Source organism: Sphingomonas sp., from assembly GCF_041661825.1.
Lineage (GTDB): Bacteria > Pseudomonadota > Alphaproteobacteria > Sphingomonadales > Sphingomonadaceae > Sphingomonas.
Genome location: NZ_JBAZTU010000002.1, coordinates 1,018,254 through 1,043,198, shown reverse-complemented (window position 1 = coordinate 1,043,198; position 24,945 = coordinate 1,018,254). Strand labels below are relative to the sequence as shown.

Here is a 24,945-nt window from a genome sequence, read left to right as displayed (position 1 = left end):
CGGCATTCTTCCCGGTTGGCGCATCCTTGTCGGCGCGGGTCACTGCGAACCACGCCCCATGCCGCGCCAGGCCCAGGGGCCCGACGACGCATTTCGTCACGATGATGAATGAAGCCCCACTCATCCTCCTCCTGGTGAGGTCGCGCCGTTACGCGCCTCATCGATTTTCATATCCTATATGCGCTTTCGCATATTATATATCCTATATTGGTAGCGCGAACATTTTTGTTGGGCAAGCGTCATATTTGCCACATTTACAGGGCCGAACGGCGAGCCGCCGCCCAGTCGGAAGATTGAAATGAACGGATCTACAACAGGAATGGATCTAGTTTGTGTGCGCTATCATCCACCATTGGCTTCGCATATGGCGGCAGCTACCATCGGGCGATGGCGAGCCCCATGGTCAGGGGCGCGGCGAAAGCCATCGCCAAAACGGATCGGTCAGCCGACGTGAGAACGGCGCGGCCATGGGAAGGGCGGCGGAATAAATGAGCAATATCGTGCCACTGGACACCGTCGCGCACCGCGACCTGCGCATCGATACCGTCGCGTCCCCGCGCAACGGCGACGATCGGCACCTCGTCCAGGTGATCCTGCGGGAATTCGCCTTGCTCGCGGTCGACTATCCGATCCTGTTCGGCAAGCAGTCGGACACTGGCGCCTTTTTCTGCGGCGCGATGCTCGGTTTCGGCGAAGGCGAGAATCTGTTCCTCGAGCCGGGCGGTGGCATGAAGGGTTACCGGCCGCTCAACCTGGAGCGCGAACCTTTTTTCGCGACCGAGACTGGCCTCGCGATTGATCTCGACAGCCCACGGATCAGCGCCTTCGGCGGCGAGCGCGTGTTCGACGATGTCGGGGAGCCGACGCCCTATCTGCAGCGCATCATCGCCGCCTTCCGGGAATTGCGGCCGGGCATGGAGGAGACGCGTGCGTTCATCCGGACGATGCTCGATCTCAAGCTGGTCGAACCGATCGATATCGATGTGAGTTTCGACGACGGCACGAAGAGAAGCGTGGCGGGCGCCTATACGATCAATCGCGATGCGCTGGGCGATCTCGAGGATGTACAGGTGGTCGACCTGTTCCGGCGCGGCTATCTCCATGCCGCGTCGCTGATGCTCGGCTCGCTCAACCAGGTTCCGTCGCTGGCGCGCCGCCGCAACGACCGGCTGACGGCGCTGGCCCCGGCCGGAGCGTTCTGAGCCGGCCATGCCCGCCGTCGAGGAATATCCGGTAGGGTCCATCACGGGCGCCGCGGCGTTCCGGCGGGATGTGGTCGAGCCGTGCCGCCCGGTCCTGCTGCGCGGGCTGGTGCGCGACTGGCCGGCGATCGCGGCGGCGACTGACTCGCCGGCCGCGTTCGCGCGCTACCTCGCACCGTTCGATGCAGGGCGTGACATGGAGGCTTTTTTCGGCGCGCCGCGTATCGCCGGCAAATATTATTATGACGAGACGCTGCAGGGCTTCAATTTCGAGCGTCGGCGGATGCGCTTCGCAGAGGCGCTCGAGGCGATCGTCGCCGGCCTGGGCAAGCCCGATGCCGACAGCATCTATGCCGGCTCGCTGTCGATCGACGACTATCTCCCGGGTCTCGCCGATCGCAACCCGCTCCCCATGCTGCCCGGCATCAGGCCGCGCATCTGGATGGGACACGCGTCCAATGTCGCGGCGCATTACGACACGATGGACAATATCGCTTGCGTCGTCGCCGGCCGCCGGCGCTTCACCTTGTACGATCCCCGACTGATCGACAGCCTCTATGTCGGCCCGATCGACCGGACGATGGCGGGGCAGCCGGTCAGCCTCGCCGCCGCGGCGGCCCCCGGCGATCCGCGCTATCCGCGCTTCGCGGCAGTTCGCGATCAGGCGCTGGTCGCCGAGCTCGAACCCGGCGACGGGCTCTATCTCCCCAAGCTCTGGTGGCATCAGGTCGAATCGACCGCGCCGTTCAACGTGCTGGTCAATTACTGGTGGGACGCGTTCAGCGCGGGGCCGGACGCGCCCTATACGACGATGCTGCTCGCGATGATCGCCATCGCTGACCGGCCCGAGGGCGAACGCGGCGCCTGGAAGGCGCTGTTCGACCATTATGTCTTCCGCGAGAATGGGCATCCGCTCGCGCATCTGCCGCCGGAGCGGCACGGCATCCTCGGGCCGCTCCGCGACAATTACGGTCGCATCCGCGCTTATGTGATGCAGATGCTGCGCGGTTGAGCGCCGCCGTCAGCCTCGACTGATAAAGGCGACGAGATTGTCGAGCGTCCGGCTGGTGCCGAGATGCACGCCCATCTGCATATACTGGTCGAGATGCTCGCCCGATTGGCACTGGATCTCGACGGTCATGCGAGTCCTGCCCGCAGCCTCGTCGAGCATGACCCGGCCGACCGCGCCATTGGCGTCGAACACGATCAGGTGCGGCGGCGCGATCTCGCGATAGATGCCGGAAAAGGGCCGGTCGGGATGGTGCCCGCTGACGAAGCGGAAGGCACCGCCAGGGCGCAGGTCGATCTCGCACGAACTGAGGCGCTCGCCCGTCGGATCCCACCAGCCGGATACCTGCTCGGGCTGAGTCCACGCCTCGAAGACGCGGATGGAAGGGGCGTCGAAAGCGCGCATGAAGCGGATCGTGTTCGTTTCGCGATCGATCGTGAAGCCGGTGGGGTTGATGAGGTCGTTGTCGGTGTCGGTGGCAGTGAACATGAGTCAGTCCTCCTCTTTCGCGGCTTGGGTGGCCAGATGTTGGTCGAGATTGTCGAAGCGGCGCTCCCACAGGCGGCGGAACGGCTCGATCCAGTCGGCCATGTCCTTCATCGCCTCGGCGCGCAGCCGTCGCGGCCGGCGCTGCGCATCGCGGCCGCCCTCGATCAGGCCGGCATTCTCCAGCACCTTGAGATGCTTCGAGATGGTCGGCTGACTGAGCGAGAAGGGTCGCATGAGTTCGGAGACACTCGCCTCGCCGAGGCTGAGGCGCGCGAGAATCGCGCGTCGTGTCGGGTCGCCGAGCGCGGAAAAGACGGCATCGAGGCCGGGGTCTATTTGCATTGCCATTTAGATATATAGCCATATGGCAATGTACGAGTCAAGAGCTTGCGCTCGATGCAGGTGTCGCGGGTTCTGGGACCGGAATGCCCCAGGGGTGGATCGCGCAGCCTTTTGATGATGACGGGTCGATTCAACCCAATCGAAATAGCTGCATGATGCTTCCGGATGCGGGTTCCCGACACCCGCCGCGCTCTTTGACATGACCGACCGAAGGGCGTCTTGGAACGCCGCATGCCCACCCTGTTATTGGCGCGGGTTCACCCTGTTATGCCGAATTTACACCCTGTTCCGCATAACAGGGAGGGCGTGGGTCAAATCATTGATATTTCTTCGAAAAAAGGCACTCCGAATCCAACATAACAGGGAGGGAGTTTTTCCCCTCCCTGTTCCTTCCCTGTTAATCGGCCGAAACAGGGAGCAAAACGGGTCAATCGGGCTACCGCCCAAGCCCCGCCCGCACCGCCGGCAAGGTCTTGCGCACCACGATCGCGACCCCCTTCGCATTGGGGTGTAACCCATCGGCCTGGATCAGGGCGCGGTTGCCTGCCACGCCGTCGAGGAAAAAGGGATAGAGCGGCATGCCGTATCGTTTCGCCAGGCGCGGATAGATGCTCTCGAACGCGCCGCGATAATCTGCGCCGAGATTGGGCGCGGCGCGCATGCCCATGATCAGCACCGGTATCTGGCGCCGCTTCAACTCGGTCAGGATGCGGTCGAGATTGCTCGCGATCTGGCCTGTCGGCAGGCCGCGCAGCATATCGTTCGCACCGAGTTCGAGCAGGACGAGATCGGGCTTCTGGCCAAGTCCGCGCAGGCCCCATAGCAAGCGCGCGCGTCCTTGCGCGGCGGTGTCGCCCGACACCCCGCCATTGCGCACCTCTGCATCGACGCCGGCTTGCCGAAGCGCCCGTTGCAGCTGCGGCACATATCCCTGGTCCGGCGGCAGTCCGAGGCCCGCGGTCAGGCTGTCGCCGAACGCCCAGACCAGCTTTTTGGGTGGCGCCGGCGCGGCGGCGGTGAGCGCCAGCAACAAGCCGAGTTGGACAAGTCGGCGAAGCACGCCATATCCCGGGAATCGTGGCATCATCATCTTCTTCCGCATCGGCCGGTATCCCGGATAGCCCCACACCTAACGAAAGCAACGTGATCGTTGCCGACGGGGTCACGCTGGCGCTGGGGCAACCGCCCGCCCGCGTGCAGATCCTGCATGGGATCGACCTTTCGGTCGCCACCGGGGACAGCGTCGCGCTGCTCGGGCCGTCGGGGTCGGGCAAGTCGTCGCTGATGGCGATCCTCGCCGGGCTGGAGCGGCCGAGCAGCGGGGCCGTCGGCGTAACCGGCCTGGATTTCGCGACGCTCGACGAGGATGCGCTCGCGGTCGCGCGGCGCGGCCGGATCGGCATCGTGCTTCAGGCCTTCCACCTCCTCCCGACCATGACCGCACTGGAGAATGTCGCCGTCCCGCTCGAACTGGCCGGCGAGCGCGACGCGTTCGAGCGGGCTGCGGCGGAACTGGAAGGCGTGGGGCTCGGCCACCGGCTCGACCATTATCCCGCCCAGCTCTCCGGCGGCGAGCAGCAGCGCGTCGCCATCGCTCGCGCGCTCGCGCCGCGCCCGGCCTTGCTGTTCGCCGACGAACCGACCGGCAATCTCGATACCGCGACCGGCGCCGCGATCATGGACCTGCTGTTCGCGCGCCACCGGGACACTGGCGCAACCTTGTTCGTGATCACCCATGATCCGGCACTGGCGGCCCGCTGCGCCCGGGTGATCGAGCTGGCCGACGGCCGCATCGTCGCTGACCGGCGCCGCGCGTGAGGCTCGCCTGGCGGCTGGCACTGCGGGATCTCCGGCGCGGTGGGCGCGGCCTGATGCTGCTTGCGCTGTGCCTGTTCCTCGGCACCGCCGCGCTCGCCGGGATCGGCAGCCTGTCGGCGAGCATCCTCTCCGCGCTGGAGGGGCAGAGCAGGGCCATGCTTGGCGGCGACCTGCAGATGCGCATCTCGCAACGCCGCGCGACGATCGAGGAAAGCGCTGCCTTCGCCGCCCGCGGCCGCATGGCGGAAACCGTCGGTATGCGCGCGATGGTCCAGCCGGAGGGCGGCGCGACGCCGACCCTGATCGATCTCAAGGGCGTCGACGATCACTGGCCGCTCGTCGGTAGCTTCAGGCTCGCCCCGGGCGCCACTGCCCAGCGGCCGCACGGGCGCCAGGCGGCCATCGCGCCCGCGCTCGCCGATCGCTTTGGGCTGAAGGTCGGTGACCATATCCGCATCGGTACCGCGCGCCTCGCCGTGATCGGCATCATCGCCGAGGAGCCGGACGCATTGGGCGACGGCTTCAGCTTCGGCCCGCGCGTGATCGTCGACATGGCCGGGCTCGATGCGACCAATGCGGTGCAGCCGGGCAGCCTCTATGAGAGTCGCTACCGCCTGGCACTCCCGCCGAGTGTGGATGTCGAGGCGCTGGGCAAACGCCTGACCGCGCGCTTCCCGGGCGCGGGCTGGTCGGAACGCACCGCCGATAGCGCCGCCGGTGGGCTCAGGCGCGGCATTGCCCAGCTCGGCCAGTTCCTCCTGCTCGTCGGGCTCGCCGCGCTAGCCATCGCCGGGGTCGGCGTAGGCAGCGGCGTCAGCGCCTATCTCGCCGGCAAGACCCCGATCATTGCGACGCTCAAAGTGCTGGGCGCACGGTCGAGCACCATCGCCTCGATGTTTCTGATCCAGCTTGGCCTGGTCGCCGGCGCGGGCATCGGCGGCGGCCTGGTCCTCGGCGCGGCGGTACCGGCGATCGTCACTGCCTTCGCGGGTGACGCGCTGCCCGTACCGCCACGCCTCGCTTTCTATCCCGCGCCCTTGCTGAGCGCGGCGGCGCTGGGCTTGATCGTCGGCGTCCTGTTCGCGCTCCCGGCGCTGGCCCGTGCGCGAAGCGTCCCTGCGGCACGGTTGCTGCGTGGCGCAGTCGCCCGGCGCCATCTGCCATCGTGGCGGGTGATCGGGGCGATGGCCGGGCTGCTCGCCGCGCTGGTCGCGCTCGCGGTGCTCACGGCGTCGGATCCGATCCTCGCGCTGGGCTTCGTCGGCGCCATCGCGGTCCTGATCATCGCGCTCTGGCTGATCGGACTGGCACTCCGGCGCGGCATCGCCAGGCTGCCGCGCCCACGCCGACCGCTGCTGCGCATGGCGCTCGCCAATCTCCACCGGCCCGGCGCGCAGACCGACCGGCTGGTGGTCGCGCTGGGGCTCGGCTTCTCGCTGTTCGTCGCGCTGGCGGTGATCGACACCAGCCTGTCGAGCGAGATGGCCAATGCCGCCCCGGCCAAGGCACCGCGCTTCTTCGCGATCGACCTCCAGCCCGAGGATGCGACGACCTTCCAGACTGCGGTCAAGCGCGCCACGCCCGATGCGCGGTTCGAGGCGACGCCGTCACTGCGCGGCTCGGTCGTGGCGCTCAAGGGCCGGCGCGTGACCGACATGAAGAACTTGCCCGAGGACGCCTGGGTGCTCCGCGGCGACCGCACCATCACCTGGGCCGCGACCCTGCCGGCGCGCAACACGATCAGCGCTGGGAAGTGGTGGCCGGCCGACTATCGCGGCCCGCCGCTCGTCTCGATCGAGGACAAGGCGGCGGCGTCGCTCGGCCTGAAGATCGGCGACGAGATTACCGTCGCCGTGCTCGGCGTCGATGTGCCGGCGCGCATCGCGGCCTTGCGTACCATCGACTGGAGCGGGCTCGGCCTGAACTTCGCGATCGTCTTCTCGCCCGGCCTGATCGAGGAAGCGCCGCACAGCCTGCTCGCCAGCGTCTATGCCCCGCCGGGCCGTGACGGACAGATCGCGCGCGAAGTCGGCGCGGCCCTGCCCTCGGTCACCTTGATCCGGGTCGGCGATGTGATCGGGCAGCTGGGCGAGCTGCTCGGCCGGATCGCCTTCGCCGTCCGTGCCGCCGCGGCCGTGACGGTGGCGGCCGGCATCGCCGTGCTGGTCGGCGCGGTCGCTGCCTCGGCCCGTGCCCGCCGGATGGATGCGGTGATCCTGAAGCTGCTCGGGGGCAGCCGGGCGCAGGTGCTGGCGGTCCAGGCGATGGAATATGCGCTGCTCGGGTTGCTGCTCGCCGGCGTGGCGCTGGCGATCGGGGCGGGGGCAGGATGGTACGTCATCGTGCAGGTGTTCGACCTGCCTTGGGCGCCGGACTGGGGCGTGGTCGCGCTGACGCTGGCGGCGTCTATCCTGGTGACCCTGGGCATCGGCGTGCTCGGCAGCCTGCCGGTGTTGAACGTGCGGCCGGCACTGGCATTGCGAGAGGATTGACCGTCAGAGCTCGATGATCCCGCGCCGCGCCGCCACGGTGACCGCATGGGTGCGATCGGCCACGTCGAGCTTCGCGAAGATCGTCTTCAAATGCCCTTTCACCGTCTCTTCCGAAAGGCCGAGGTCGCGGGCGATCTGCTTGTTGGCCTTGCCGATCGAAACGAGCCGCAGCACCGCGACCTCCCGTTCGCTCAGATCCTCGTCGATCACATGCAGCGCGATCTCGTCTGCGACGTCGCGGTGCAGGTGCCGGCGGCCGCGATGCACGTCGCGGATCGCCTCCAGCAGCTCCTTGCGCAGGCTGCTCTTGAGCAGATAGCCGGCCGCGCCCGCCCGGAGCGCGCGCACCGCCAGCACGTCGCCGGCATAGGTGGTCAGCACCAGGATCCTGGCCTCGGGGAATTCGCTGCGGATCGCGGTGATGGTCTCCAGCCCGTTCATGCCGGACATCTTCAGGTCCATCAGCGTCACGTCGGGGCGAAGTGCGCGGAAGCGCTCCAGCGCCTGGGCGCCGTCCTGCGCTTCGCCGACCAGTTCCATATCGCTTTCGATGTTGAGGATCGCACTGACGCCCTCGCGCAGCATGGCGTGGTCGTCGACGATCAGGATGCGGATTGGGCTGCTCATCGCTCAGGTCTCCGCGTGACGGAACAGGGGCCAGGAAAACGGGCCGAACCCTTTCCGCTCTTCGCCGACATAGGCCAGCCTGGCAGGGATGGTGAAGCTCACATCGGTCCCAGCACCCGGGGTGCTGTCGATCGACAGGCTGCCGCCCAGCTCCTCCGCGCGCTCACGCATGCCGGGCAGGCCATAATGCCCCTCGGCCTGTCCCCGGGCGAGGATCTCGTCGGGAATGCCGACGCCGTCGTCGCGAATGCGAAGGCCAAGCTGTTTCGCGCCAAAGCTGAGATTGATCTCGACCGAGCGGGCCTTGGCATGGCGCGCGATGTTGAACAGCGCCTCGCGGCCGATCCGGGCAATTTCCAGCGCGGCGAGGGGATTGGCGGCGCGCGGCCGCCCCTCGACGACGACACGCACCGGCAAGGAGGGATCGAGCGTGCTGGCGACCATCTCCCTGACCAGTTGCTGTAGGTCACCCGGATTATCGCGGGCACGCAGGATGCGGACGCTGTCCCTGCCTTCCTCCAGCACATCGTCGGCCCGCTCGAGCGCGCTTTCCAGCCGCTGCCGCGAGGGCGCGTCGCCGGGCATGTCGTTTGCGACCGCCTGGAAACGCAGGATCAGGCCCTGGACGCTCTGCAGCAGCGTGTCGTGCAGGTCGCGGGCGATGCGCTCGCGTTCGCCATGGCGTTCCTCGAGCCGTCGCCGCATGCGGTTCGCGACCTGATGCAGGCGAACCCGGAAGAGCAGCCAGGCGACGAGGAGCGCCAGCACCCCGCACAGCAAGGCGAACCAGCGGGATTGCAGGAAGGTCGGCGGAACCTCGAATGTCACGACGGCGCCGGTGCGGTTCCAGACGCCGGCATCATTGGCGGCGATGACCTGGAAGCGATACTGCCCCGGTGCGAGGTTGGTGTAGAAGGCCTGCCGCCGCTTGCCCGGGTCGATCCAGTCCTGGTCGACGCCCTCCAGCCGATACCGCACCTTGACCAGCTCCGGAATCGAAAGGCTGAGCGCGGCAAAATCGATCTCGATGCTCGGCGAACCGCTCGGCAGGGAGAGGGTTTTCGGGTCGCGATACCGTCTCTCGCCGACCGTCAGCGCGGTAATTGCGACGCCGGGCGGCACGGGGTTGCTGTCGATCTTCGCGGGATCGATCCAGACGGTCCCGGCCTGGGTCGCGAACCACACTCGCCCATCTCCACCATGGACGATGCCCCGGCCGGTCTCGGCGGTCGGCCGGTCGGGCAGACCCTGATGGAAATCCACAACGGTGACGGGCGGCAGGTAGCGACCGTTGGACAGGGCCTTGTCGAAGTCGCGTGTCGTGATCCGCGCGACACTTGCCGTGAGCATCGCCCAGATATCGCCCTGCGGCGTCTGCACGATACCGTCCGCGCCCCTGAGGCCGGGAATCCTGGCCATCGGCAACAGTCGTGCGCGCCCTGCCTGCACGCGCGCGAGACCGAAATTCCCTAGGACAAGCAAACCATCGGGCGTCTCGTCGAACGCCCTCACGATCGGCTTGCCCGTGCCGACGGTGATCGATTGGCGATTGGGGGGATCGATCCAGCTGATCGTGCCCGGGTTCCACAGGACGACCGGCCTGTGCCGCGCATCGGCGATCATCCTGGTCGGATGGAACCGGGCCTCGTCGGTTGGACCGAACATCGCCTCCCACCGTCCGCCGCGATAGCGGTACATCCCGTTCCCGGCCGCGGTGAGCCACAGGTCGCCGCGACGATCGACTGCGCAGTCATAGACGCCCGTCTCGGTGCGCGGGTGAGTCAGCACATGGGTGGTGCCGTCCTTCCTTCCGACGATCCGATCGGCGAACACGGTCCAGACGGTGCGGTCGGGTGCCTCGCACATCGCCTCCGGCTCGGCCGTCTTCGTCATGTAAGGCTCCGGGCGGCCGCCCGGCGCGACCCGGTAGACGCTGTCGGCCTGGGCGACATAGACCGAGCCGTCCGAAGCGCCGAGCAGGATGTCGCCATAGGCGGCCGGTCTGGTCAGCAACGGTTCGACCGCCACGGCCGCCGGCCGGAACCGGTCCAGCCCCAGCGAGGTGGCGACCCAGATATTGCCCTCGCGATCCTCGAGCAGCTTGTTCGTCCGATCGGAGGTGAGGCCGTCCTCGGCGCGGTAATGGTCGATCTGCGCAGCGGCCACAGCGGCCGAGGAAGCACCGTTGGGGGACGGCGTGCGGAGCCGTTCCAGCCCACCCGAGCGCAACGCGATCCAGAGATTGCCGTCCCGGTCGAAGATCGGCCTGCCCCGGCGTAAAGACCGGTCCGTCGGATAGGGAAATCGGACCACCGGTGCCGGCCCGACACCGCCCGGGCCAGTGACCGCGCGCGTTCCGTTCTTGTCCGAAAGCCAGATCTGTCCGGCCTTGTCCGCGGTCAATGTTCCCGAGGCCTCGGGCGTGGCCAGCATCTGCTGGAACCGCCGGGCGCCCGGCGCGAGCCGGTGGACCGAGTTGATGTAGGACACCCACAGGGCGCCGTCCGTGGCGACTACCATCCCGTAGAGCTGGTCGCGCGGTAGTCCCCAATCGGCCCCGACGCGTTCCCACCGCCCCTGATGGCGCCGCAACAGCGGCTGGCCCAGATCGCCGATGCCGGCCCAGATCGCGCCATCCGGTGTCTCGACCATACGAGTGACCTGCCCATCGACCGACGGCGCGGCGACGAGGCGTAGCGCACCGTCGCGATAGACCGCGAACCGCCCCGACCGGGCGAACCAGGTCCAGATGTCGCCATTGCGCGCCGCGAGTACCGTGATGGCCGATCCGTGGGATTCAGTGCTTCCCTCGACCTCGATCTTCTCGAAACCGAGCGCGTCGAACCGGTAGAGCCCGACGCCGGCTGCAAGCCAGAGATGGCCATCGCGGCCCTGGACGATCTGGAAGATCGGCGCCGGCACGCCGGTATTCCACATCCAGCGGCTATGCTGATATTGCGCAATGCTGCGCGCCGGATCGAGCGCGCGGGCTGGAATGGACGGCAGCAGGGCCAGCGGCACGAGCGGTGCCAGATAGTGCAACAGCCTCAACGCCGATCTCCCCACCCGGCAGTTACTGCACCCGGAACCGCGAACGAGCGCATGTGCCGCGAGGTGTCACGGCAATCCTACCCCCGAACGAGGCATTCGGTCATCCCCCGGCTGAGGATTAGCGGCGACACGTCCTGGGGATAGTAATCCAGAGGTGCCAAAATTCCATTCATCCTACCCCGATGGGCCCCATGGCATCGCCTTGCTGGTCCTCCGACTTTGCCACGCAGCTGCAGCGCTTTCGATCCTCACGGGCTTGAATGCCCTGCCGCTGTTCGCGCGCATCGCCATGCCGATGGCGGTGATCGTCGCTATCCTGCTCGTTGCGGGATTGGGCACGCGCTATGCGAGCTTCGTGCTCGGCTGCGCGGCTGCGTGGAGCGCCGCCGCGTCACATGAAGGATTGGCGCTCCTCCTGATCGCGCAGGCCGGGGGTAGCGTCGCGCTCATGGTGTTGGGTGCCGGTGCTTACTCGCTCGACGCCAGGATTTTCGGCCGCCGCGTCATCCATCTTGGCGGATGACCCTCGAATGGGGCGGCATGTGCTGCCCTGCCTCGGGATTTCGCGGAAATGGCGGGCGTGGGAATGTCGCACCCATTGGTGCTGGGAGATCGCGATATGCTGATGGATCACAACCCCGATCGGGATGAGCCGGTCGATGCGATCGATGTGCAGTCCGAGGATGCGCTGCGGGAAATGCTGTTTCGCGAACTGCATCACCGCTTCTACAACAGCCTCCAGGCGATTTCCGTCATGGCCGGCACGACGATCCGCCGCGGCGCCACCCCCAAGATGCTGCGTGCCCTGCAGGATCGCATCGGGGCGCTGGCCCGGATCCAGCGGCTGCTCGCTGAGCCCGTGGAAGCGAATGTCTCTCTTGCCCCGGCATGCGAAGCGCTTTGCGCTGACCTGCTGCGCGCGTTCGACCGGGAAGACTCGCTCGTCGAAGTGCGCATGGACGCATTCGGCGGCGATCCGATGATCGGGCGCGGCATCCTGCTCCTCGTCGTCGAACTGGTGACCAACGCGCTGAAGCACGCTCGATCCGGTACGCCGCAACGAATCACCATCTCGCTTGCAGATGCGGCCAAGGGGCTTGAGCTGGTAGTCAGAAATACCGGATCGGACGCTACATCCGCCGTCGCGGCCAAACCGGCGATCGCCAAATCCCTCGCCCGGTGCCTCGGCGGCGCGCTCGCGGTGCGGGTCGGGTTGGATTTCGAGGTGCGAGTAGCGCTGCCGATGCGCAGGATAGCGCCGCCGGCGTCCGGTGCGCGATCTCCGGCGCTCGCATCGGCTAGGGAAGGAATCCCGGCATGAGCATGGATCACGGGGTAAAGGTTGACGGACGGCCGCTGGTCTTCATCGTCGATGACGATGCGGAAATCCGAAACGGCGTGAACGATCTGCTAGAGTCGGTGGGGATCGAGGCGGCCGCGTTCGCATCGACGCGGGAACTGCTCGAGGCCGACCTTCCCGATCGACCGGGCTGCATGATCCTCGATGTGCGCATGCCGGGGTCGAGCGGCCTCGATCTCCAGGATCGGCTGGCGGCCAAGGGCGACGCCAAGCCGATCGTCTTCCTGACGGCGCACGGCGATGTTCCCATGACGGTCAAGGCGATGAAGGCAGGGGCCGTCGATTTCCTGGTCAAGCCGGTGCGCGATCAGGCCTTGCTCGATGCGGTTTCGGCCGGCATCAAACGCGACATCGCGCAACAAGCCAGTGCGCGATCGATCAGGCGGCAACTCGAATTGTTCGCCACACTCACCCCGCGCGAGCGCGAGGTGCTGCTCTGGGTCGCCAGGGGGCGACTCAACAAGCAGATCGCCTTCGACCTCGGCATCAGCGAAGTCACGGTCAAGCTCCATCGCAGCAACGTTATGCGCAAGATGAAGGCGTGTTCGCTCGGCGCCCTTATCCGCATCTGGGAAGCGCTGCCGACCGATATCCGGCAGGGAGGCAGCTGAGGTCGGCCGCATGACGCTGATCCGGGCGCCTACAACCCCGGCGCCCCTCATTTCGCCTGCGCTGCCTCCTCGATCAATGAGGCGACCTCTGCGGGATGCGAGATCATCACCACATGCGACGCCCCCTCGACGACGACGGTCTTCCGGGCATGCGCGCGTTCGGCCATGAACTTCATCACGGCAGCGGGGATGTTCCGGTCGGCCGTGCCGTAGATCATGTAGGACGGCAGCGTCTTCCACGCAGCCACGCGTGACGGTTCACCCAGGGCGGATAGCGTCACGGGGCGCTGGGTCGCCGCCATCGCTTCGGCCTGTGCCGCCGGAACGTCAGCGGCGAACTGCGCGTGGAACTTCTCGGGCTGGATATAGAGGTCCTCGTCGCCATCAGGCAGCACCACCGTCGTCAGGCTGGTCCCGAGCGTGCTTCCGGGGAATTTGGCGGCGAGGGTGAGGCTCGTTTCGCCGGTGTCGGGCGCGAACCCGGCGACATAGACCAGCGCCTTGACGTTGGCATTGCCATTGGCCGCCTCGGTGATGACCGGTCCACCATAGGAATGGCCCACCAGTACGACCTGCCCCTTGATCGACCGGATGACGGCCGAGACGTTGACGGCGTCGCTGGCCACGCTGCGCAGCGGATTGGCCGCGGCGATGACGCGGTAGCCGTCCTTGCCGAGCTTCGCGATGACCGGATCCCAGCTCGACGATTCCGCGAACGCACCGTGCACCAGCACGATCGTGGGTTTATCCTGCGGGGCTGCGTTCTGGGCAACGGCGCTCCCGGAAACGGCGAGCGTGGCAGTGAGCATCAGGGCGCGAAGCGGAGTGCGCATATTCATCTCCGTGGATGGTGGTCAGGAATGTGGGGGAGGGCGCCTAGAGCAGGTGGCGCTCGAGAAAACGCCAGCTGCGGCCATTGGCCAGCGCCGCCGCGTCCGCGTTGTAGTGAAGGCCGTTGTGACGGGCGAAGGCATGGCTGCAGCCTGGATAGCTGTAGATGTCGATCTCCGGCCGGTCCGCGAGCGCTGCCTTGATCTGCGCCTGCGCCGCCTTCGAGATGAACTCGTCTTCTTCGGCCAGATGCATCAGCAACGGCGCCGTGATCCCGGGGGCTTTATCGAGATATCTCTCGGTCTCGGCGCCGTGATACGCCACCGCGACATCGATCCGCTCCCGCGCCGCCGTGAGGAAGGTCATCAGGGCGCCAAGGCAGAAGCCCAGCAGGCCGACTTTGCCGGAAGCGCCCTCCAAAGCGCGGGCGGCACCTATCGTGGCGGCGATGTCGCTGACCGCGGCATTCCGGTCGAAAGCGGCGTAGAGCACCTGCGCCTTTTGCCAGTCGGCATCGCTGGTCACGTCGAGATCGACCCCGGACTCCAGCCGCCAGTACAAATCCGGACACAACGCGATGAAGCCCAGCGCTGCGAGCTCGTGGCAGGTCTGGCGCATGTCGGCATTGACGCCGAATGCTTCGTGCAGGACGATAACGACGGGTGCGATGGGCTGGCTCGGTCGAACGATATAGGCGCTGAAAGCGCCGCCCTCTGTCTGGACGGTGATATAGCTGGACATGGAATTCTCCTTTGATCAGGGATCAGCCCGAGAGGGTCGACGTTCGTGCCGGCCGCAGGCTTTGGCGCAGCCAATCGTCGAACTTCAGCGAGGCGATACGGGCATCCGGCCCGGGCAGCAGCGACCTTTCCGCGAGCTCGGCGCCGAAATAGCGGGCGTGGATATCGGCCACGACCCGGCGGCTGTCCTCATGCGCGGTCGCGATTTCGGTCGCGACCGCGTCGAGGCGGAATTGCTCGGGCCCGGCGACTTCGATCGTCGCGTCGAACGGATCGCTGAAGGCCGCGTCCGCCAGCGTCTCGGCGACATCTTCACCCGCGATCGGCTGGACCAGCGCGGGCGCTATCGCGATCTCCTGCGCGGTACCGTCCTGCACGACATCGCTGATGAACTCGAAGAACTGGGTCGAGCGCAGGATCGTGAAGGGAATGCCTGATGCCTTGATCAGGTCTTCCTGGATCTTCTTTGCGCGGAAATAGTCGCTGGCAACCAGCCCATCGACGCCGACGATCGAGAGCGCGATATGGTGCCGCACGCCTGCCGCCCGCCCGGCGGCGACCAGGTTGCGACCCGACGCCTCGAAGAACCGCAACGCGTCCGCCCCCTCCAGCGAGGGCGAGTTCGAGACGTCGATCACGATTTCCGCGTCCGTCAGCGCGTCGGCCAGGCCGACGCCGGTCACGCTATCGACGCCCCAGCTCCGCGAAGCTTCGAAGACCCGGCAATCCTCCTGGCGCAGGTTCCTGACCAGCTTCTCGCCGATGCGTCCGCTGCCGCCGATCACGACGATCTTGGGCATCACGCCAGCCCTTCCTCGGCCAGCGCCTTGCGCACAGTTTCCCGCTCGGCGACGCGCTCGAAATAGGCGAGCATCTCGGGTGACATGCGCACGCCGAACGCCTTGGCCCAGCGCAGCATGACGAACAGATAGGCGTCAGCCACGGTGAAGCGCGGACCGAACAGATAGAGTTCGTGCATCCGCTCGGCGATGACGTCCAGTCGCTTCGCGACGGCTTCGCCGGCCTCGATCTTCTCGGCGTCGCTCGCCCCGTGATAATAGGGTTTGAAGGCGATATGCAGCTCGGTCGAGAGATAGGACAGCATCTCGAGCAGGCGAGTGCGCCCCAGCGGGCCGCCCGGCGCAAGCTTCGGTTCGCGATCGGCAATGAACTCCAGGACCGCGATATTCTCGGTCACCGAGTCCCCGTCGTCGAGCACGAGCAGGGGCACATAGCCCTTGGGATTGATCGCGGTGAAATCATATCCTTGCTCGGTGAACTTGGTCTTGAGGTCGACCTTTTCGAAATCGGCGGGGAACCCGGCTTCGTGAAGCGAGATCCGGCCGGCAAGGCTGCAGGCACCGGGCGCATAATAGAGTTTCATTGGTCTGACTCCTGTTGGAAAAATCCAGCCCGGACGATCGCCGGCAATCTCATCGTGACGGTCGTGCCGATGCCCGGTGCGCTACCGATGGAGATGTCTCCCCCGGCCCCGCGCACGAAGCGTTCGACCATCGGCAGGCCGATCCCGCCCAGCCCGTCTTCCTTGGTTGTGAAGAAGGGATCGAAGACGCGAGAAAGAGTGCCGGGCGACATGCCCACGCCGTCGTCCGCGACGCGGATCTCGACTCCCGGCGCGCTGCGGGACATCGCGCGCGCCTCGATCGAGATGATGCCGCCGCCCGCCATTGCGTCGCGCGCGTTGAAGACGAGGTTCAGGATCGCGCGTCGCAATCCGATGGGGTCGCATTTCACCTGGGGCAGGCCCGGTTCGACATCGATCTCGATGACGAGGCCGGCCTCGTCCATGCTCCCGACCAGCGCTGCGACGTCGGTGAGGCATGCCATGACGTTGGTGTCCTCGACCGCTGGGATATGGTCACGGATCCGGCTGATCGTCTGCTGGACGATCGCGCCGGCTTCCTCCAGCGAGGCCTTCGCGCGGCCGAGCAGCGGCTGCGCGTGAACGGTCGGCATGCCGGGCGTGCGCACGAGGATGTTGATCGCGGCAGACGCGACCTGGATCAAATTGCCGAGGTCATGAACCGCTCCGGCCGCCGAGAGGTCGCGAGCGACTTCGCCCTGTGCGCTGAGGGTTTGAAAGGGCGTCATGCGATCCTCCCTGGCGGGTGGGGATGCGCGGTACGGTTGGGAGCCACGTACCGCGCATCCCCGGGCGATCAGGCAGCCGCGGCCACCGATTCCTCAATGGGGTGGACGGCGCGAAGGCTGATCTGCACCCGATTCCAGAGGTTGATGGCGCCGATCAGCAGCGTGAGATAAGCGATCTCGGTCTCGTTGAACTGGCTCTGCAGCAGTGCATAATCCGCGTCTGGTGCGTGGGTCTTGGCGATCCGGGTCAGGCTTTCGGTCCAGTTCAGGGCGGCGCGTTCACGGTCAGTGAACAGCGGGGAATCGCGCCAGCCGTCCAGCATGTGGATACGCATGTCGCTCTCACCATGCTTGGTCGCGTCCTTGACGTGCATGTAGACGCAGAAGGAACAGCCGTTGATTTGCGAGGCGCGCAGCCGCACCAACTCGAGCAGGCCGTGCTCGATGCCGCTCTTCTCGATGCTGGCCTCCACGGCGAGCATCGCCTTCGAGCCTTCGGGGGCGACCTGGAAGATGTTCATACGAGGGGTCATTTTCTTCTCCTTGGAAAGGAACCTGGTGGTTCCGGGTGGGGATATGCTGGGTGGAGGTTCAAGCGGCGCGGGCGGCACGGCGGTCGTGCACGGCCCACCAGGTCAGGGCGGTGCCCAGGATCACCGGGAGGGTGACCGCCGGGAAGTCGCGGGCGAGCGCCGAGGGTCCGCAAATGCCGACTGCGACTTCCCAGAAGTGGAAGAGTGCGTGGCAGCCGAGCCACAAGGTCGGCGCTCCCCAGGACAGGACTCGATTGTCCGGCCGGGCAGCGCCGATCAGGAAGGCGGCGCCCACGAACAAGAAGATGATCCCGATATCGCGGATGAAGTGCTGGTTGAACGGCCCGGTGGTCATGACGCCCGGTACCGCGAAATACCAGTCGGCCGGGGCCACAAGCATGAAGGCGCCATTCGCCAGGCCGCCCACGCCGAGCGTGACAGCCGTGATGAGGCAGAGCAGTTTCAGCATTGCTGGATCCTTGTCTGGAGGGAGGCTGCGGACGGTGCCGCGGCCGCTTATCTCTTCGGCGGCGGTGGGACGTTGGCGAGCCACCAGTCGAAGCCAGTGGCGCCGAGGCGCGCATCCGGGCCGGGCATTAGCGACCGGTCGTCCAGCGTGAGACCGAAATAGGGTGCTTGCGGATCGGCGATCACCGTGCGCGGATCCTTGTCGAAATCGAGCACGCGGGCGACGATCTCGTCCATGTGGAAGATATCGGGGCCGGCCACTTCGACGGTGTCGTTGATCGGCAGGCCAAGCGCCGCTTCCGCGACCGCGGCGGCGACATCCCGCGCGGCCATCGGCTGGAAACGGGCATGCGGCAGGCGGACGGTGTCGCCCTCGGTCCCGGACTGCGCGATGCCGCGCAGGAACTCGAAGAACTGCGTCGCGTGGATCAGGGTGTAGGGGATTGGCGCGGCCTTGATCAGCTGCTCCTGGACAAGTTTGGCGCGGAAATAGCCGCTGTCCTGCAGCCGCTCGGTACCGACGACCGAGAGCGCGATGTGGTGGCGCACATCGGCAACCTGTTCTGCCGCAGCGACATTGCGGCCCGCGGTCTGGAAGAAGTCCATCGCTGGTTGGGCGTCGAAAGAAGGCGAGTTCGCGACGTCGACCACCACCTCGGCACCTTCCAGCGCCTTGGCGAGACCTTCGCCGGTGATCGTGTTCACGCCAGTGTTCGGCGCAGCGGCAATGGCTTCATGGCCGCCCTGGCGGAGCGACTCGACCACTTTCGACCCGATCAGGCCGGTGCCTCCAATGACCACGATCTTCATGATTTCACCTCGTCTGTTGGCGGGCCGCGACTGGCGTCGGCCGGTTCAGGGTCGAGAGTGAAGATCGCGCATCCGGCCCCCGGCCTCTATCGTGCCGAGGGATGCGCCATGGTCCCCCTGAAGGGGCAGCGGACCTGTCCCTTGGCACAGGGTCGGCTCGACCAGCGCTCCGATACCGGCCGCAGGCGCAGTGGTTGGGACTGTCGCCTCTTCCCTTCGTCAGGGCGCCCTTTTCCCCGGGGCTGGTGCGGCCCGACCTTCAGTCAATCGATTTCAGGCACCGCGGCCGGCAGCGAGAACTGGAAGAGTGCGCCCCCTTCTGGATGGTTCGACACGCTGATCGTGCCGCCATGCGCCGCGATGATCGACTGGCAAAGCGCGAGGCCGATGCCGATGCCTTCATCCTTGGTCGTGAAGAAGCTGCCGAAGATGCGGTCCAGATTCTCCTCGGCGATGCCGTGTCCGCTGTCGTGAATAGTGAAGACGACCGAACCATCTTCGCCGGTGGCTGTATCGAGGTCGATCCGGCCCGGCTCGCCATGCTGCGCCTGCACGGCATTGACCAGCAGGTTGACGATCACCTGCTGTAGCTGGACCCGATCTCCGAGTACGGGAGGGAGACCGGACGCAAGGCGTGTCGACAGGGCGATCGCGCGGGATTCGATCTCGTGGCGGACGAACAGCAGTGCCTCTTCGACGATCCCGTTGAGGTCGAGCAGGACTCGCTCGGGCGCGCGCCGGGCCGCCATGCCGCGAATGCGCTGGACGATGTCGCTCGCGCGCCGGGCATTCTCCGCGATCCGCACCGTGAGCTGCCCGACCTTTGCCAGATTCGGGTCGTCGCGCGACAGCCATCTCAGGCTGGTCTCGGCATTGGTGACGATCGCGGAGAGCGGCTGGTTGACCTCATGCGCGATCGAGGTGGCGAGTTCGCCCAGCATCGAGATCCGCGCCGCGCGGCTGTAGTCGGCGGTCAGCTGGCGCAATTGCGCTTCGGTGCGCAGCCGATCGGTGACGTCCTCCAGGCTGAGGAGCGTCACATCGAGCCGCTCCGGCGGCGTCGGATAGGTCACCGACAGCTCGACGTCGCGCAGGCGTCCGTCGAAGGTCCGTAGCTTCATGGTCTCGGCATAGTTGCGGTGGCCGTCGAAATGGGCGGCGATCACACGCTTTGCAGTGTCGGGAGACGCTGCGAACAGGAAGTCGACCGAGCCGATCAGGCTTTCGGCACCGCCCACCCCGAAGAGTTGCACGGCGTTCTGATTGGCATCGGTCACCTGGACCAGTTTGCTGCACTGGCTGGCCAGGTCCGGCATATCCTCGAGATGGGCGCGAATATCGGTGAGGCCGTCGCGGCGGAGCGTGTCGAAGAGCACCGACATCGGCGTTGAGTCCACCTGCAGCAGTGCCCAGGGGAGATGATGGATGAGGTTGCGGTAGCGTGTCTCCGAGGCCCGCACCGACCATAAGGAGCGGTGGTCGACCACCGTGCCGGCGATCGACAGGAACACGATGTCGGGATGCGCACCGGTTTCGTCGGTCGCTATGCTGATCACGGGGTCGGCAAAGGCAAGCGACGTGATCTTGCGCGTCCGCGCCGCGTCCGACGGATAGTCCGCCACGCCGGCCATGATCAGCTCGGCCAGCGCAGACCAGCTTTCGGGCGGCCAATAGGCGATGATCGGTTGCCCGATCATTTGCCGGCGACCCGCATAAGGCCCGACAAGATGCACGATATTCTGGTCGACATCGGCGATGCTGATGCCGGCGAGAAGCAGCTCAATCCAGTTGGCGGGCCCATTTCCGCTCGCGATCGACGCGACGGTGGCGCGTGCGCCCGACACGTCGAGCGTCCACCAGGCCGTCGTATCGTCGTCGCCACTGGCGCGAGGCGGGGCCGGGGTAGCGCTGTCATTTCGTCCGACCTCGACGAGGGAAGGGGACGCCGTCGCCACGTCAGTCGGTACCGCGCGGGCTCATCGCCGTCAGCAGTGCTCCGAGCAATGCCTCGTCGGCAACCGGCTTGGTGAGCCAGGCGGCAGCGCCGTCGCGCAATGCACGGGCGCGCGTGGCATCGTCCGTCGAGGAAGTGAGGAAGATCACCGGCATGGCGGAGCCACGCGCACGCAAGTGTCGTTGCAGTTCGAGGCCGTCGATCTCGGGCATCCTGACATCGGTGACGAGGCAGCCGAAACGGCCCGGCCTGGCCTCGGCAAGGAAGGCCGCCGCGCCGTCGAAGGTGCACGCCGCGAGGCCTTCAACCTGAAGGAGATCGAAGAGCGCCTCGCGTACGGCCTCGTCATCATCCACGATCGCAATCACGGGTGGGTTGGACAAACGAAAGGACCTCAATGACGCGGCAGGCGCCGCCACCACTGGATGTCGCTGAATTCAGGGGGCATTGTAACCATACCATGGTCTAGGTCGTCCGCTCGCGGATCTCGGCGGGAAGCATTTCCCAGGCGCGGATGAGCTCGCCGATCGATGCGGCCTGCATCTTCTTCATCACGCCGCTGCGATGGAGCTTCACCGTCACCTCGGTAATGCCGAGCTCGAACGCGATCTGCTTGTTGAGGCGGCCAAGTGCCACCAGCTTCAGCACCTGGCGTTCGCGCGCGGTCAGGGTGGCGTAGCGGTCGGCAAACTGCTTTACCGTTCGGGCATCGGCGCGCTGGGCAAGGTCCCGCTCGATGCCCGCGGTCACCGCATCGAGCATGGATTGATCGCGGAAGGGCTTGGTCAGGAAATCGACGGCGCCCGCCTTCATTGCCTGGACCGTCATCGGGATATCGCCGTGCCCGGTCAGGAAGATGATCGGCTTCGCATTGCCGGTCGCCGCGAGATGTTGCTGGAGATCGAGTCCGCTTGACCCGGGCATGCGCACGTCGAGCACCAGGCAGCCGGGCCGTTCGGGCAAGTCTGCTTCGAGCAGCTCGCGGGTTGAACCGAAGCCGGTAGCGTCGACCCCGACCGACAACATGAGCTCCTCGATCGACGTGCGGACCGCCGCATCGTCATCCACGATGACGACCAGCGGGCGTTCGCTCTCGGCGGCGGCAACGGTCATGATGGAACCTCCCTGTTCGGGGATGATGCGGCGGCCGGGCTCGACCGTCGGGTACGGCTTCGGACACGGTCGCCGAGCCAGGTCTCGACCTCGGTCGAGAAATCGGACGGTGCCTTGCGGGCAACCGCCTGAGTCAGAGCGGCCAGCGACTGACCGGCCAGCGTGTCGCGCATTGCCTTTTCCGCGCGCAACATCACCGCATGGATCGAGCAGACGCCATTTGTCGCCCATCGCGGCGGCTCGCTGCCGAACAGCGCGCACCGCCCTCGTATCTCCTGGCAATCGAACAGCGGCTTGCGCCCCTCGATCGCGTCGACAACCGCGAGCACGCTGATGTCTTCCGGCGCGCGCGCCAGCAGATAGCCGCCACGCACCCCCTCAGAGGCGCGAACGATCCCGGCCTTTTCCAGTCTGGAGAAGATTTTGGCGAGGAAGCTGTGCGAGATGCCCTGGAGGTCGGCAAGGTCGCGGCTGCTGAGCGGCGTGTCGCCCGAGCCCGCCAGCCAGAGCAGGCAGTGGACACCATATTCGACGCTGACGGTGAGGTGAGCCATAACGCGGATAATATCAGTCCGCGTTTGAATCGGCAATGCCGATCAGGGCGCCGACAGCACTGACGCGGTGATCGAGTTCGGAAGGGGCAGGGGCTTTTCGATCCTGGCGATGATCGGCAGGATGATCAGGAAGTGCGCGAAATAATAGATCGCGGCGATCTGCGAGACGATCACATAGCGCGGCTCGGCCGGCGCGCCGCCGCAATAGCCCAGGGTCAGCACGCAAGGGGTCAGCCCGAACCAGTAGAATTTGCGGAAGAGCGGCCGGTAGTGACCCGACCGCACCGGTGACGTGTCGAGCCAGGGCAGGAAGAACAGCAGGAAGATCGAGGCGAACATCGCCATCACGCCCCACAGCTTGGCCGGCAGGATGAAGTCGACGGTGAAGGCGCGCAGGATCGCGTAGAACGGCCAGAAATACCATTCGGGCACTATATGCGCCGGTGTCGAAAGCGCGTTGGCGGGTACATAATTGTCGGGATGGCCAAGCGCATTGGGCCACAGGAACAGCAGCATTGTGAACAGGGTCAGCGCAACCGCGACGCTGAACCCGTCCTTCGCGGTGTAATAGGGGTGGAACGGGACGGTGTCCTGCGGCCCCTGGACTTCGACGCCGGTCGGGTTGCTCGAGCCGGGGGTATGGATCGCCCAGATGTGCAGGATCACCATGCCGGCGATCACGAACGGCAGCAGGTAATGCAGCGCGAAGAATCGGTTCAGCGTCGCGTTGTCCGGCGAATAGCCGCCCAGCAGCCAGGTCTGGATCGGTTCTCCGACGAGCGGGATCGCACTGAACAGCCCAGTGATGACCTGCGCGCCCCAGAAGCTCATCTGACCCCAGGGCAGGACATAGCCCATGAAGGCGGTCGCCATCAGCAACAGCAGGATGACGAGGCCGAGCAGCCACACCATCTCGCGCGGCGCCTTGTAGGAACCGAAATAGAGCCCGCGGAACATGTGGATATAGACCGACGCAAAGAACAAGGATGCGCCGTTCATATGCGCATAGCGGATCAGCCATCCGCTGTTCACGTCGCGCATGATGTGCTCGACGCTGTTGAACGCGAAGCCGGTGTTTGCGGCATAATGCATCGCGAGCACGATGCCAGTCACCATCTGGATGACGAGCGCGGTCCCGTTCAGGACCCCGAAGTTCCAGAAATAGTTGAGGTTGCGCGGCACCGGATAGCCCACGCCGGTGACCCCAAAGACGAAGCGCGGCAGCGGCAGCTTCTCGTCGAGCCAGCGCATCGCCGGATGCTTCGGCTCATATCGCCTGGCCCATGGAAAGCTCATGATCTTGTCCTGGATCGAGGATGGAGACGCGTGGAATCTGGGTGGCTCAAAGGAGCGCCATGCCTCCATCGACGCGCAGATCGATGCCGGTGACGAAGCTGCTAGCCTCCGAGGCGAGGAACAGTGCCGCACGGGCGACCTCGTCGGGCTGGCCCAGCCGCCCGAGCGGGATTGCTGCAGCCATCGCTGCTTCGAACGCGCCGAGTTGCTCCGGCGGGATGCCGAGCTTCTCCAGAATCGCAGTGTCGGTCGGTCCGGGACTCAGCACATTGACCCGGATGCCGCGCGCCTTGAGCTCGATCGCCCAGTTGCGGGCAAAGGCGCCGATCGCTGCCTTGGATCCGGCATAAGCGGCATGGCCGTCGAGCACCTTGTCGCTCGCCAGCGAACCGGTCAGCACGATCGCGCCGCCGTCGCGCATGATTGGCAGCATCTTCTGCACGCCGAAGAAGACGCCGCGCGTGTTGACCGCGAATTGCGTATCATATTCGGTTTCGGAGACCTCGGCCGACTGGCGGATCGTGTTGATCCCGGCATTGGCCATATAGATATCCAGCCCACCGAACCGCGCCGCGATCTCCGCCGCCACATGGTCGTGATGCGCCGGCTCCGCGACATCGCCTTCCAGGCCAAGGGCGCCGGACCCGATCTGCCGGATCGCCTCGTCCAGCGCCTCGCGGCGCCGGCCCGATATGATCACCTGAGCGCCTTCGGCAGCGAGGGTCTTGGCGATGGCAAGGCCGATTCCGCTACTTGCGCCCGTGATCATGGCCGTCTTGCCGGTCAGCACTCCCATGTCGTTCCTTCCAGACTGTTGCGCCCGAGAGGTAGCGATGCAGCGCAGGCCCGCGACCTATGCGCTGGTCGAGATCGGTACCGCGGAAGGAGCAGGTCGTTGACGTCCGACGTATCGTGCGATCGCCAAAAGCGTTGGGGATGCCTGCCATGGGTCATGCCCGAATGGCGGGCGAGCACGTCCGGTGAAGGGTGTCGCCTGCGAGATCGGGCAGGCGGCTTCCTGCCTCCGCTCAGATGCTGTCCGGCGACCCGGCTGCCACGAGGCAACGGCACGCTTGCCCCCGGTCGCCTGTCTCAGTCCGGGCCTCGCGGGCAGCTTGTGGAGCCGTGTCAATCGGACGCGACAGGGATGATGAACGCAGGGGTTTTTCCGATTTCACCCTGCGGCCAACGAAATGGCAGTCGAGCGTCCAACCTGTCCGGCTCTTCAAGTCCTCGCCTCAGCCGCGGCGCAACACTGCGCCGCTCTGGAACCGTGGCCGACCATCATATGATCGCACCGGATAGCAATCCAGCGACCCCAAAATTCCCTGTTCCTGCGAGATAACAGGGAATTTAACAGGGAATTTGTATTTTATACCCCTGTTCCGCGTCGAAGATGGTCGAATTTCCTTATGGATTATAGGGGCTTATATGGGGTTTCCCTGTTATTCGATAACAGGGAATTTATCCAGGCATAACAGGGAATTCTTCCACCGGATCAGGGAAATTCATTGTCCACAACTGAGAAAGAGC

26 protein-coding genes are annotated in these 24,945 nt (G+C 66.0%); 7 read left to right on the top strand and 19 right to left on the bottom strand.

From position 1 onward, the window contains the following. Positions 1 to 488: 488 nt before the first annotated feature. Positions 489 to 1,202, top strand: a complete 714-nt coding sequence (locus tag WC729_RS12175; protein ID WP_372852999.1) for a SapC family protein — start codon at positions 489 to 491, stop codon at positions 1,200 to 1,202. Between the two features lie 7 nt (positions 1,203 to 1,209). Further along, the gene (locus WC729_RS12170) at positions 1,210 to 2,214 is read left to right on the top strand and encodes a cupin-like domain-containing protein (protein WP_372852997.1); all 1,005 of its coding nucleotides are present in this window, start codon (positions 1,210 to 1,212) and stop codon (positions 2,212 to 2,214) included. A gap of 9 nt (positions 2,215 to 2,223) precedes the next feature. On the opposite strand, the gene WC729_RS12165 is transcribed toward WC729_RS12170, so the two are convergent. The 3 genes from WC729_RS12165 to WC729_RS12155 form a co-directional block, all read right to left on the bottom strand. Continuing rightward, positions 2,224 to 2,700, bottom strand: coding sequence for an SRPBCC domain-containing protein (locus WC729_RS12165; protein ID WP_372852995.1), 477 nt, complete (start codon positions 2,698 to 2,700; stop codon positions 2,224 to 2,226). 3 nt (positions 2,701 to 2,703) lie between these two features. Beyond that, complete coding sequence (locus WC729_RS12160) at positions 2,704 to 3,048, bottom strand: ArsR/SmtB family transcription factor (protein WP_372852993.1); 345 nt, start codon at positions 3,046 to 3,048, stop codon at positions 2,704 to 2,706. Positions 3,049 to 3,478: 430 nt separating this feature from the next. Then, on the bottom strand, positions 3,479 to 4,126 hold the full coding sequence (locus WC729_RS12155) for an arylesterase (protein WP_372853320.1): 648 nt from the start codon (positions 4,124 to 4,126) through the stop codon (positions 3,479 to 3,481). 59 nt (positions 4,127 to 4,185) lie between these two features. On the opposite strand from WC729_RS12155, the gene WC729_RS12150 reads away from it, so the two are divergent. Continuing rightward, the gene (locus tag WC729_RS12150) at positions 4,186 to 4,860 is read left to right on the top strand and encodes an ABC transporter ATP-binding protein (protein WP_372852991.1); all 675 of its coding nucleotides are present in this window, start codon (positions 4,186 to 4,188) and stop codon (positions 4,858 to 4,860) included. Then, positions 4,857 to 7,352, top strand: a complete 2,496-nt coding sequence (locus tag WC729_RS12145) for an ABC transporter permease (RefSeq protein WP_372852989.1) — start codon at positions 4,857 to 4,859, stop codon at positions 7,350 to 7,352. Before WC729_RS12150 ends, WC729_RS12145 begins: the two co-directional genes overlap by 4 nt. 3 nt (positions 7,353 to 7,355) lie before the next feature. Here the strand turns inward: WC729_RS12145 and WC729_RS12140 are convergent, their stop codons facing one another. Next, positions 7,356 to 7,979: a response regulator gene (locus WC729_RS12140; protein ID WP_372852987.1), complete on the bottom strand. Its 624-nt coding sequence runs from the start codon at positions 7,977 to 7,979 to the stop codon at positions 7,356 to 7,358. A gap of 3 nt (positions 7,980 to 7,982) precedes the next feature. Beyond that, complete coding sequence (locus WC729_RS12135; RefSeq protein ID WP_372852985.1) at positions 7,983 to 11,030, bottom strand: triple tyrosine motif-containing protein; 3,048 nt, start codon at positions 11,028 to 11,030, stop codon at positions 7,983 to 7,985. A gap of 256 nt (positions 11,031 to 11,286) precedes the next feature. Here WC729_RS12135 and WC729_RS12130 point away from each other — a divergent pair, with 256 nt between their 5' ends. From WC729_RS12130 to WC729_RS12120, 3 genes are all read left to right on the top strand, one after another. After that, positions 11,287 to 11,553 carry a hypothetical protein gene (locus WC729_RS12130; RefSeq protein ID WP_372852982.1) on the top strand — a complete coding sequence of 89 codons (267 nt, stop codon included), beginning with the start codon at positions 11,287 to 11,289 and terminating at the stop codon, positions 11,551 to 11,553. 96 nt (positions 11,554 to 11,649) lie between these two features. Further along, a complete protein-coding gene (locus WC729_RS12125; RefSeq protein ID WP_372852980.1) occupies positions 11,650 to 12,351 on the top strand; it encodes a histidine kinase dimerization/phosphoacceptor domain -containing protein in 702 nt (233 codons plus the stop codon). Continuing rightward, complete coding sequence (locus tag WC729_RS12120) at positions 12,348 to 13,001, top strand: response regulator transcription factor (RefSeq protein WP_372852978.1); 654 nt, start codon at positions 12,348 to 12,350, stop codon at positions 12,999 to 13,001. The genes WC729_RS12125 and WC729_RS12120 overlap by 4 nt, the downstream gene beginning before the upstream one ends. Before the next feature lie 47 nt (positions 13,002 to 13,048). On the opposite strand, the gene WC729_RS12115 is transcribed toward WC729_RS12120, so the two are convergent. The 14 genes from WC729_RS12115 to WC729_RS12050 all read right to left on the bottom strand — a co-directional run bounded on the left by WC729_RS12115 (position 13,049) and on the right by WC729_RS12050 (position 24,208). Then, entirely contained in the window at positions 13,049 to 13,834 is a 786-nt protein-coding gene (locus WC729_RS12115) for an alpha/beta fold hydrolase (protein WP_372852976.1), read from the bottom strand. 43 nt (positions 13,835 to 13,877) lie between these two features. Beyond that, positions 13,878 to 14,573, bottom strand: a complete 696-nt coding sequence (locus WC729_RS12110; protein ID WP_372852974.1) for a dienelactone hydrolase family protein — start codon at positions 14,571 to 14,573, stop codon at positions 13,878 to 13,880. Positions 14,574 to 14,595: 22 nt separating this feature from the next. Then, on the bottom strand, positions 14,596 to 15,372 hold the full coding sequence (locus WC729_RS12105; protein WP_372853317.1) for an SDR family oxidoreductase: 777 nt from the start codon (positions 15,370 to 15,372) through the stop codon (positions 14,596 to 14,598). Then, positions 15,372 to 15,956, bottom strand: a complete 585-nt coding sequence (locus WC729_RS12100; protein ID WP_372852972.1) for a glutathione binding-like protein — start codon at positions 15,954 to 15,956, stop codon at positions 15,372 to 15,374. Before WC729_RS12100 ends, WC729_RS12105 begins: the two co-directional genes overlap by 1 nt. Beyond that, positions 15,953 to 16,684 (bottom strand): sensor histidine kinase, encoded by a 732-nt coding sequence (locus WC729_RS12095; RefSeq protein WP_372852970.1) that lies wholly within the window; start codon positions 16,682 to 16,684, stop codon positions 15,953 to 15,955. The genes WC729_RS12100 and WC729_RS12095 overlap by 4 nt, the downstream gene beginning before the upstream one ends. 68 nt (positions 16,685 to 16,752) lie before the next feature. Next, the gene (locus tag WC729_RS12090; protein ID WP_372852968.1) at positions 16,753 to 17,217 is read right to left on the bottom strand and encodes a carboxymuconolactone decarboxylase family protein; all 465 of its coding nucleotides are present in this window, start codon (positions 17,215 to 17,217) and stop codon (positions 16,753 to 16,755) included. Between the two features lie 58 nt (positions 17,218 to 17,275). Next, the gene (locus WC729_RS12085; protein WP_372852966.1) at positions 17,276 to 17,686 is read right to left on the bottom strand and encodes a hypothetical protein; all 411 of its coding nucleotides are present in this window, start codon (positions 17,684 to 17,686) and stop codon (positions 17,276 to 17,278) included. 47 nt (positions 17,687 to 17,733) lie between these two features. Continuing rightward, complete coding sequence (locus WC729_RS12080) at positions 17,734 to 18,495, bottom strand: SDR family oxidoreductase (RefSeq protein ID WP_372852964.1); 762 nt, start codon at positions 18,493 to 18,495, stop codon at positions 17,734 to 17,736. A 263-nt stretch (positions 18,496 to 18,758) separates the two neighbouring features. Then, a complete protein-coding gene (locus WC729_RS12075; protein WP_372852962.1) occupies positions 18,759 to 20,450 on the bottom strand; it encodes a sensor histidine kinase in 1,692 nt (563 codons plus the stop codon). A 1-nt stretch (position 20,451) separates the two neighbouring features. After that, positions 20,452 to 20,817: a response regulator transcription factor gene (locus WC729_RS12070; protein ID WP_372852960.1), complete on the bottom strand. Its 366-nt coding sequence runs from the start codon at positions 20,815 to 20,817 to the stop codon at positions 20,452 to 20,454. Positions 20,818 to 20,914: 97 nt separating this feature from the next. Further along, positions 20,915 to 21,562: a response regulator transcription factor gene (locus tag WC729_RS12065; protein WP_372852958.1), complete on the bottom strand. Its 648-nt coding sequence runs from the start codon at positions 21,560 to 21,562 to the stop codon at positions 20,915 to 20,917. Then, entirely contained in the window at positions 21,559 to 22,116 is a 558-nt protein-coding gene (locus WC729_RS12060; protein ID WP_372852955.1) for an Rrf2 family transcriptional regulator, read from the bottom strand. Before WC729_RS12060 ends, WC729_RS12065 begins: the two co-directional genes overlap by 4 nt. Positions 22,117 to 22,158: 42 nt before the next feature. Next, the gene (locus WC729_RS12055) at positions 22,159 to 23,412 is read right to left on the bottom strand and encodes a cytochrome bc complex cytochrome b subunit (protein ID WP_372852953.1); all 1,254 of its coding nucleotides are present in this window, start codon (positions 23,410 to 23,412) and stop codon (positions 22,159 to 22,161) included. A gap of 46 nt (positions 23,413 to 23,458) precedes the next feature. Continuing rightward, positions 23,459 to 24,208 carry an SDR family NAD(P)-dependent oxidoreductase gene (locus WC729_RS12050; protein ID WP_372852951.1) on the bottom strand — a complete coding sequence of 250 codons (750 nt, stop codon included), beginning with the start codon at positions 24,206 to 24,208 and terminating at the stop codon, positions 23,459 to 23,461. Positions 24,209 to 24,945 lie beyond the last annotated feature (737 nt).

Coding starts and splice junctions, on each gene's coding strand:
- WC729_RS12175 (WP_372852999.1), top strand. CDS start 489: ATGAGCAATATCGTGCCACTGGACACCGTCGCGCACCGCGACCTGCGC.
- WC729_RS12155 (WP_372853320.1), bottom strand. CDS start 4,126: ATGCCACGATTCCCGGGATATGGCGTGCTTCGCCGACTTGTCCAACTC.
- WC729_RS12120 (WP_372852978.1), top strand. CDS start 12,348: ATGAGCATGGATCACGGGGTAAAGGTTGACGGACGGCCGCTGGTCTTC.
- WC729_RS12165 (WP_372852995.1), bottom strand. CDS start 2,700: ATGTTCACTGCCACCGACACCGACAACGACCTCATCAACCCCACCGGC.
- WC729_RS12170 (WP_372852997.1), top strand. CDS start 1,210: ATGCCCGCCGTCGAGGAATATCCGGTAGGGTCCATCACGGGCGCCGCG.
- WC729_RS12065 (WP_372852958.1), bottom strand. CDS start 21,562: ATGACCGTTGCCGCCGCCGAGAGCGAACGCCCGCTGGTCGTCATCGTG.
- WC729_RS12140 (WP_372852987.1), bottom strand. CDS start 7,979: ATGAGCAGCCCAATCCGCATCCTGATCGTCGACGACCACGCCATGCTG.
- WC729_RS12080 (WP_372852964.1), bottom strand. CDS start 18,495: ATGAAGATCGTGGTCATTGGAGGCACCGGCCTGATCGGGTCGAAAGTG.
- WC729_RS12160 (WP_372852993.1), bottom strand. CDS start 3,048: ATGGCAATGCAAATAGACCCCGGCCTCGATGCCGTCTTTTCCGCGCTC.
- WC729_RS12055 (WP_372852953.1), bottom strand. CDS start 23,412: ATGAGCTTTCCATGGGCCAGGCGATATGAGCCGAAGCATCCGGCGATG.
- WC729_RS12050 (WP_372852951.1), bottom strand. CDS start 24,208: ATGGGAGTGCTGACCGGCAAGACGGCCATGATCACGGGCGCAAGTAGC.
- WC729_RS12110 (WP_372852974.1), bottom strand. CDS start 14,573: ATGTCCAGCTATATCACCGTCCAGACAGAGGGCGGCGCTTTCAGCGCC.
- WC729_RS12115 (WP_372852976.1), bottom strand. CDS start 13,834: ATGCGCACTCCGCTTCGCGCCCTGATGCTCACTGCCACGCTCGCCGTT.
- WC729_RS12125 (WP_372852980.1), top strand. CDS start 11,650: ATGCTGATGGATCACAACCCCGATCGGGATGAGCCGGTCGATGCGATC.
- WC729_RS12060 (WP_372852955.1), bottom strand. CDS start 22,116: ATGGCTCACCTCACCGTCAGCGTCGAATATGGTGTCCACTGCCTGCTC.
- WC729_RS12100 (WP_372852972.1), bottom strand. CDS start 15,956: ATGAAACTCTATTATGCGCCCGGTGCCTGCAGCCTTGCCGGCCGGATC.
- WC729_RS12095 (WP_372852970.1), bottom strand. CDS start 16,684: ATGACGCCCTTTCAAACCCTCAGCGCACAGGGCGAAGTCGCTCGCGAC.
- WC729_RS12090 (WP_372852968.1), bottom strand. CDS start 17,217: ATGACCCCTCGTATGAACATCTTCCAGGTCGCCCCCGAAGGCTCGAAG.
- WC729_RS12105 (WP_372853317.1), bottom strand. CDS start 15,372: ATGCCCAAGATCGTCGTGATCGGCGGCAGCGGACGCATCGGCGAGAAG.
- WC729_RS12085 (WP_372852966.1), bottom strand. CDS start 17,686: ATGCTGAAACTGCTCTGCCTCATCACGGCTGTCACGCTCGGCGTGGGC.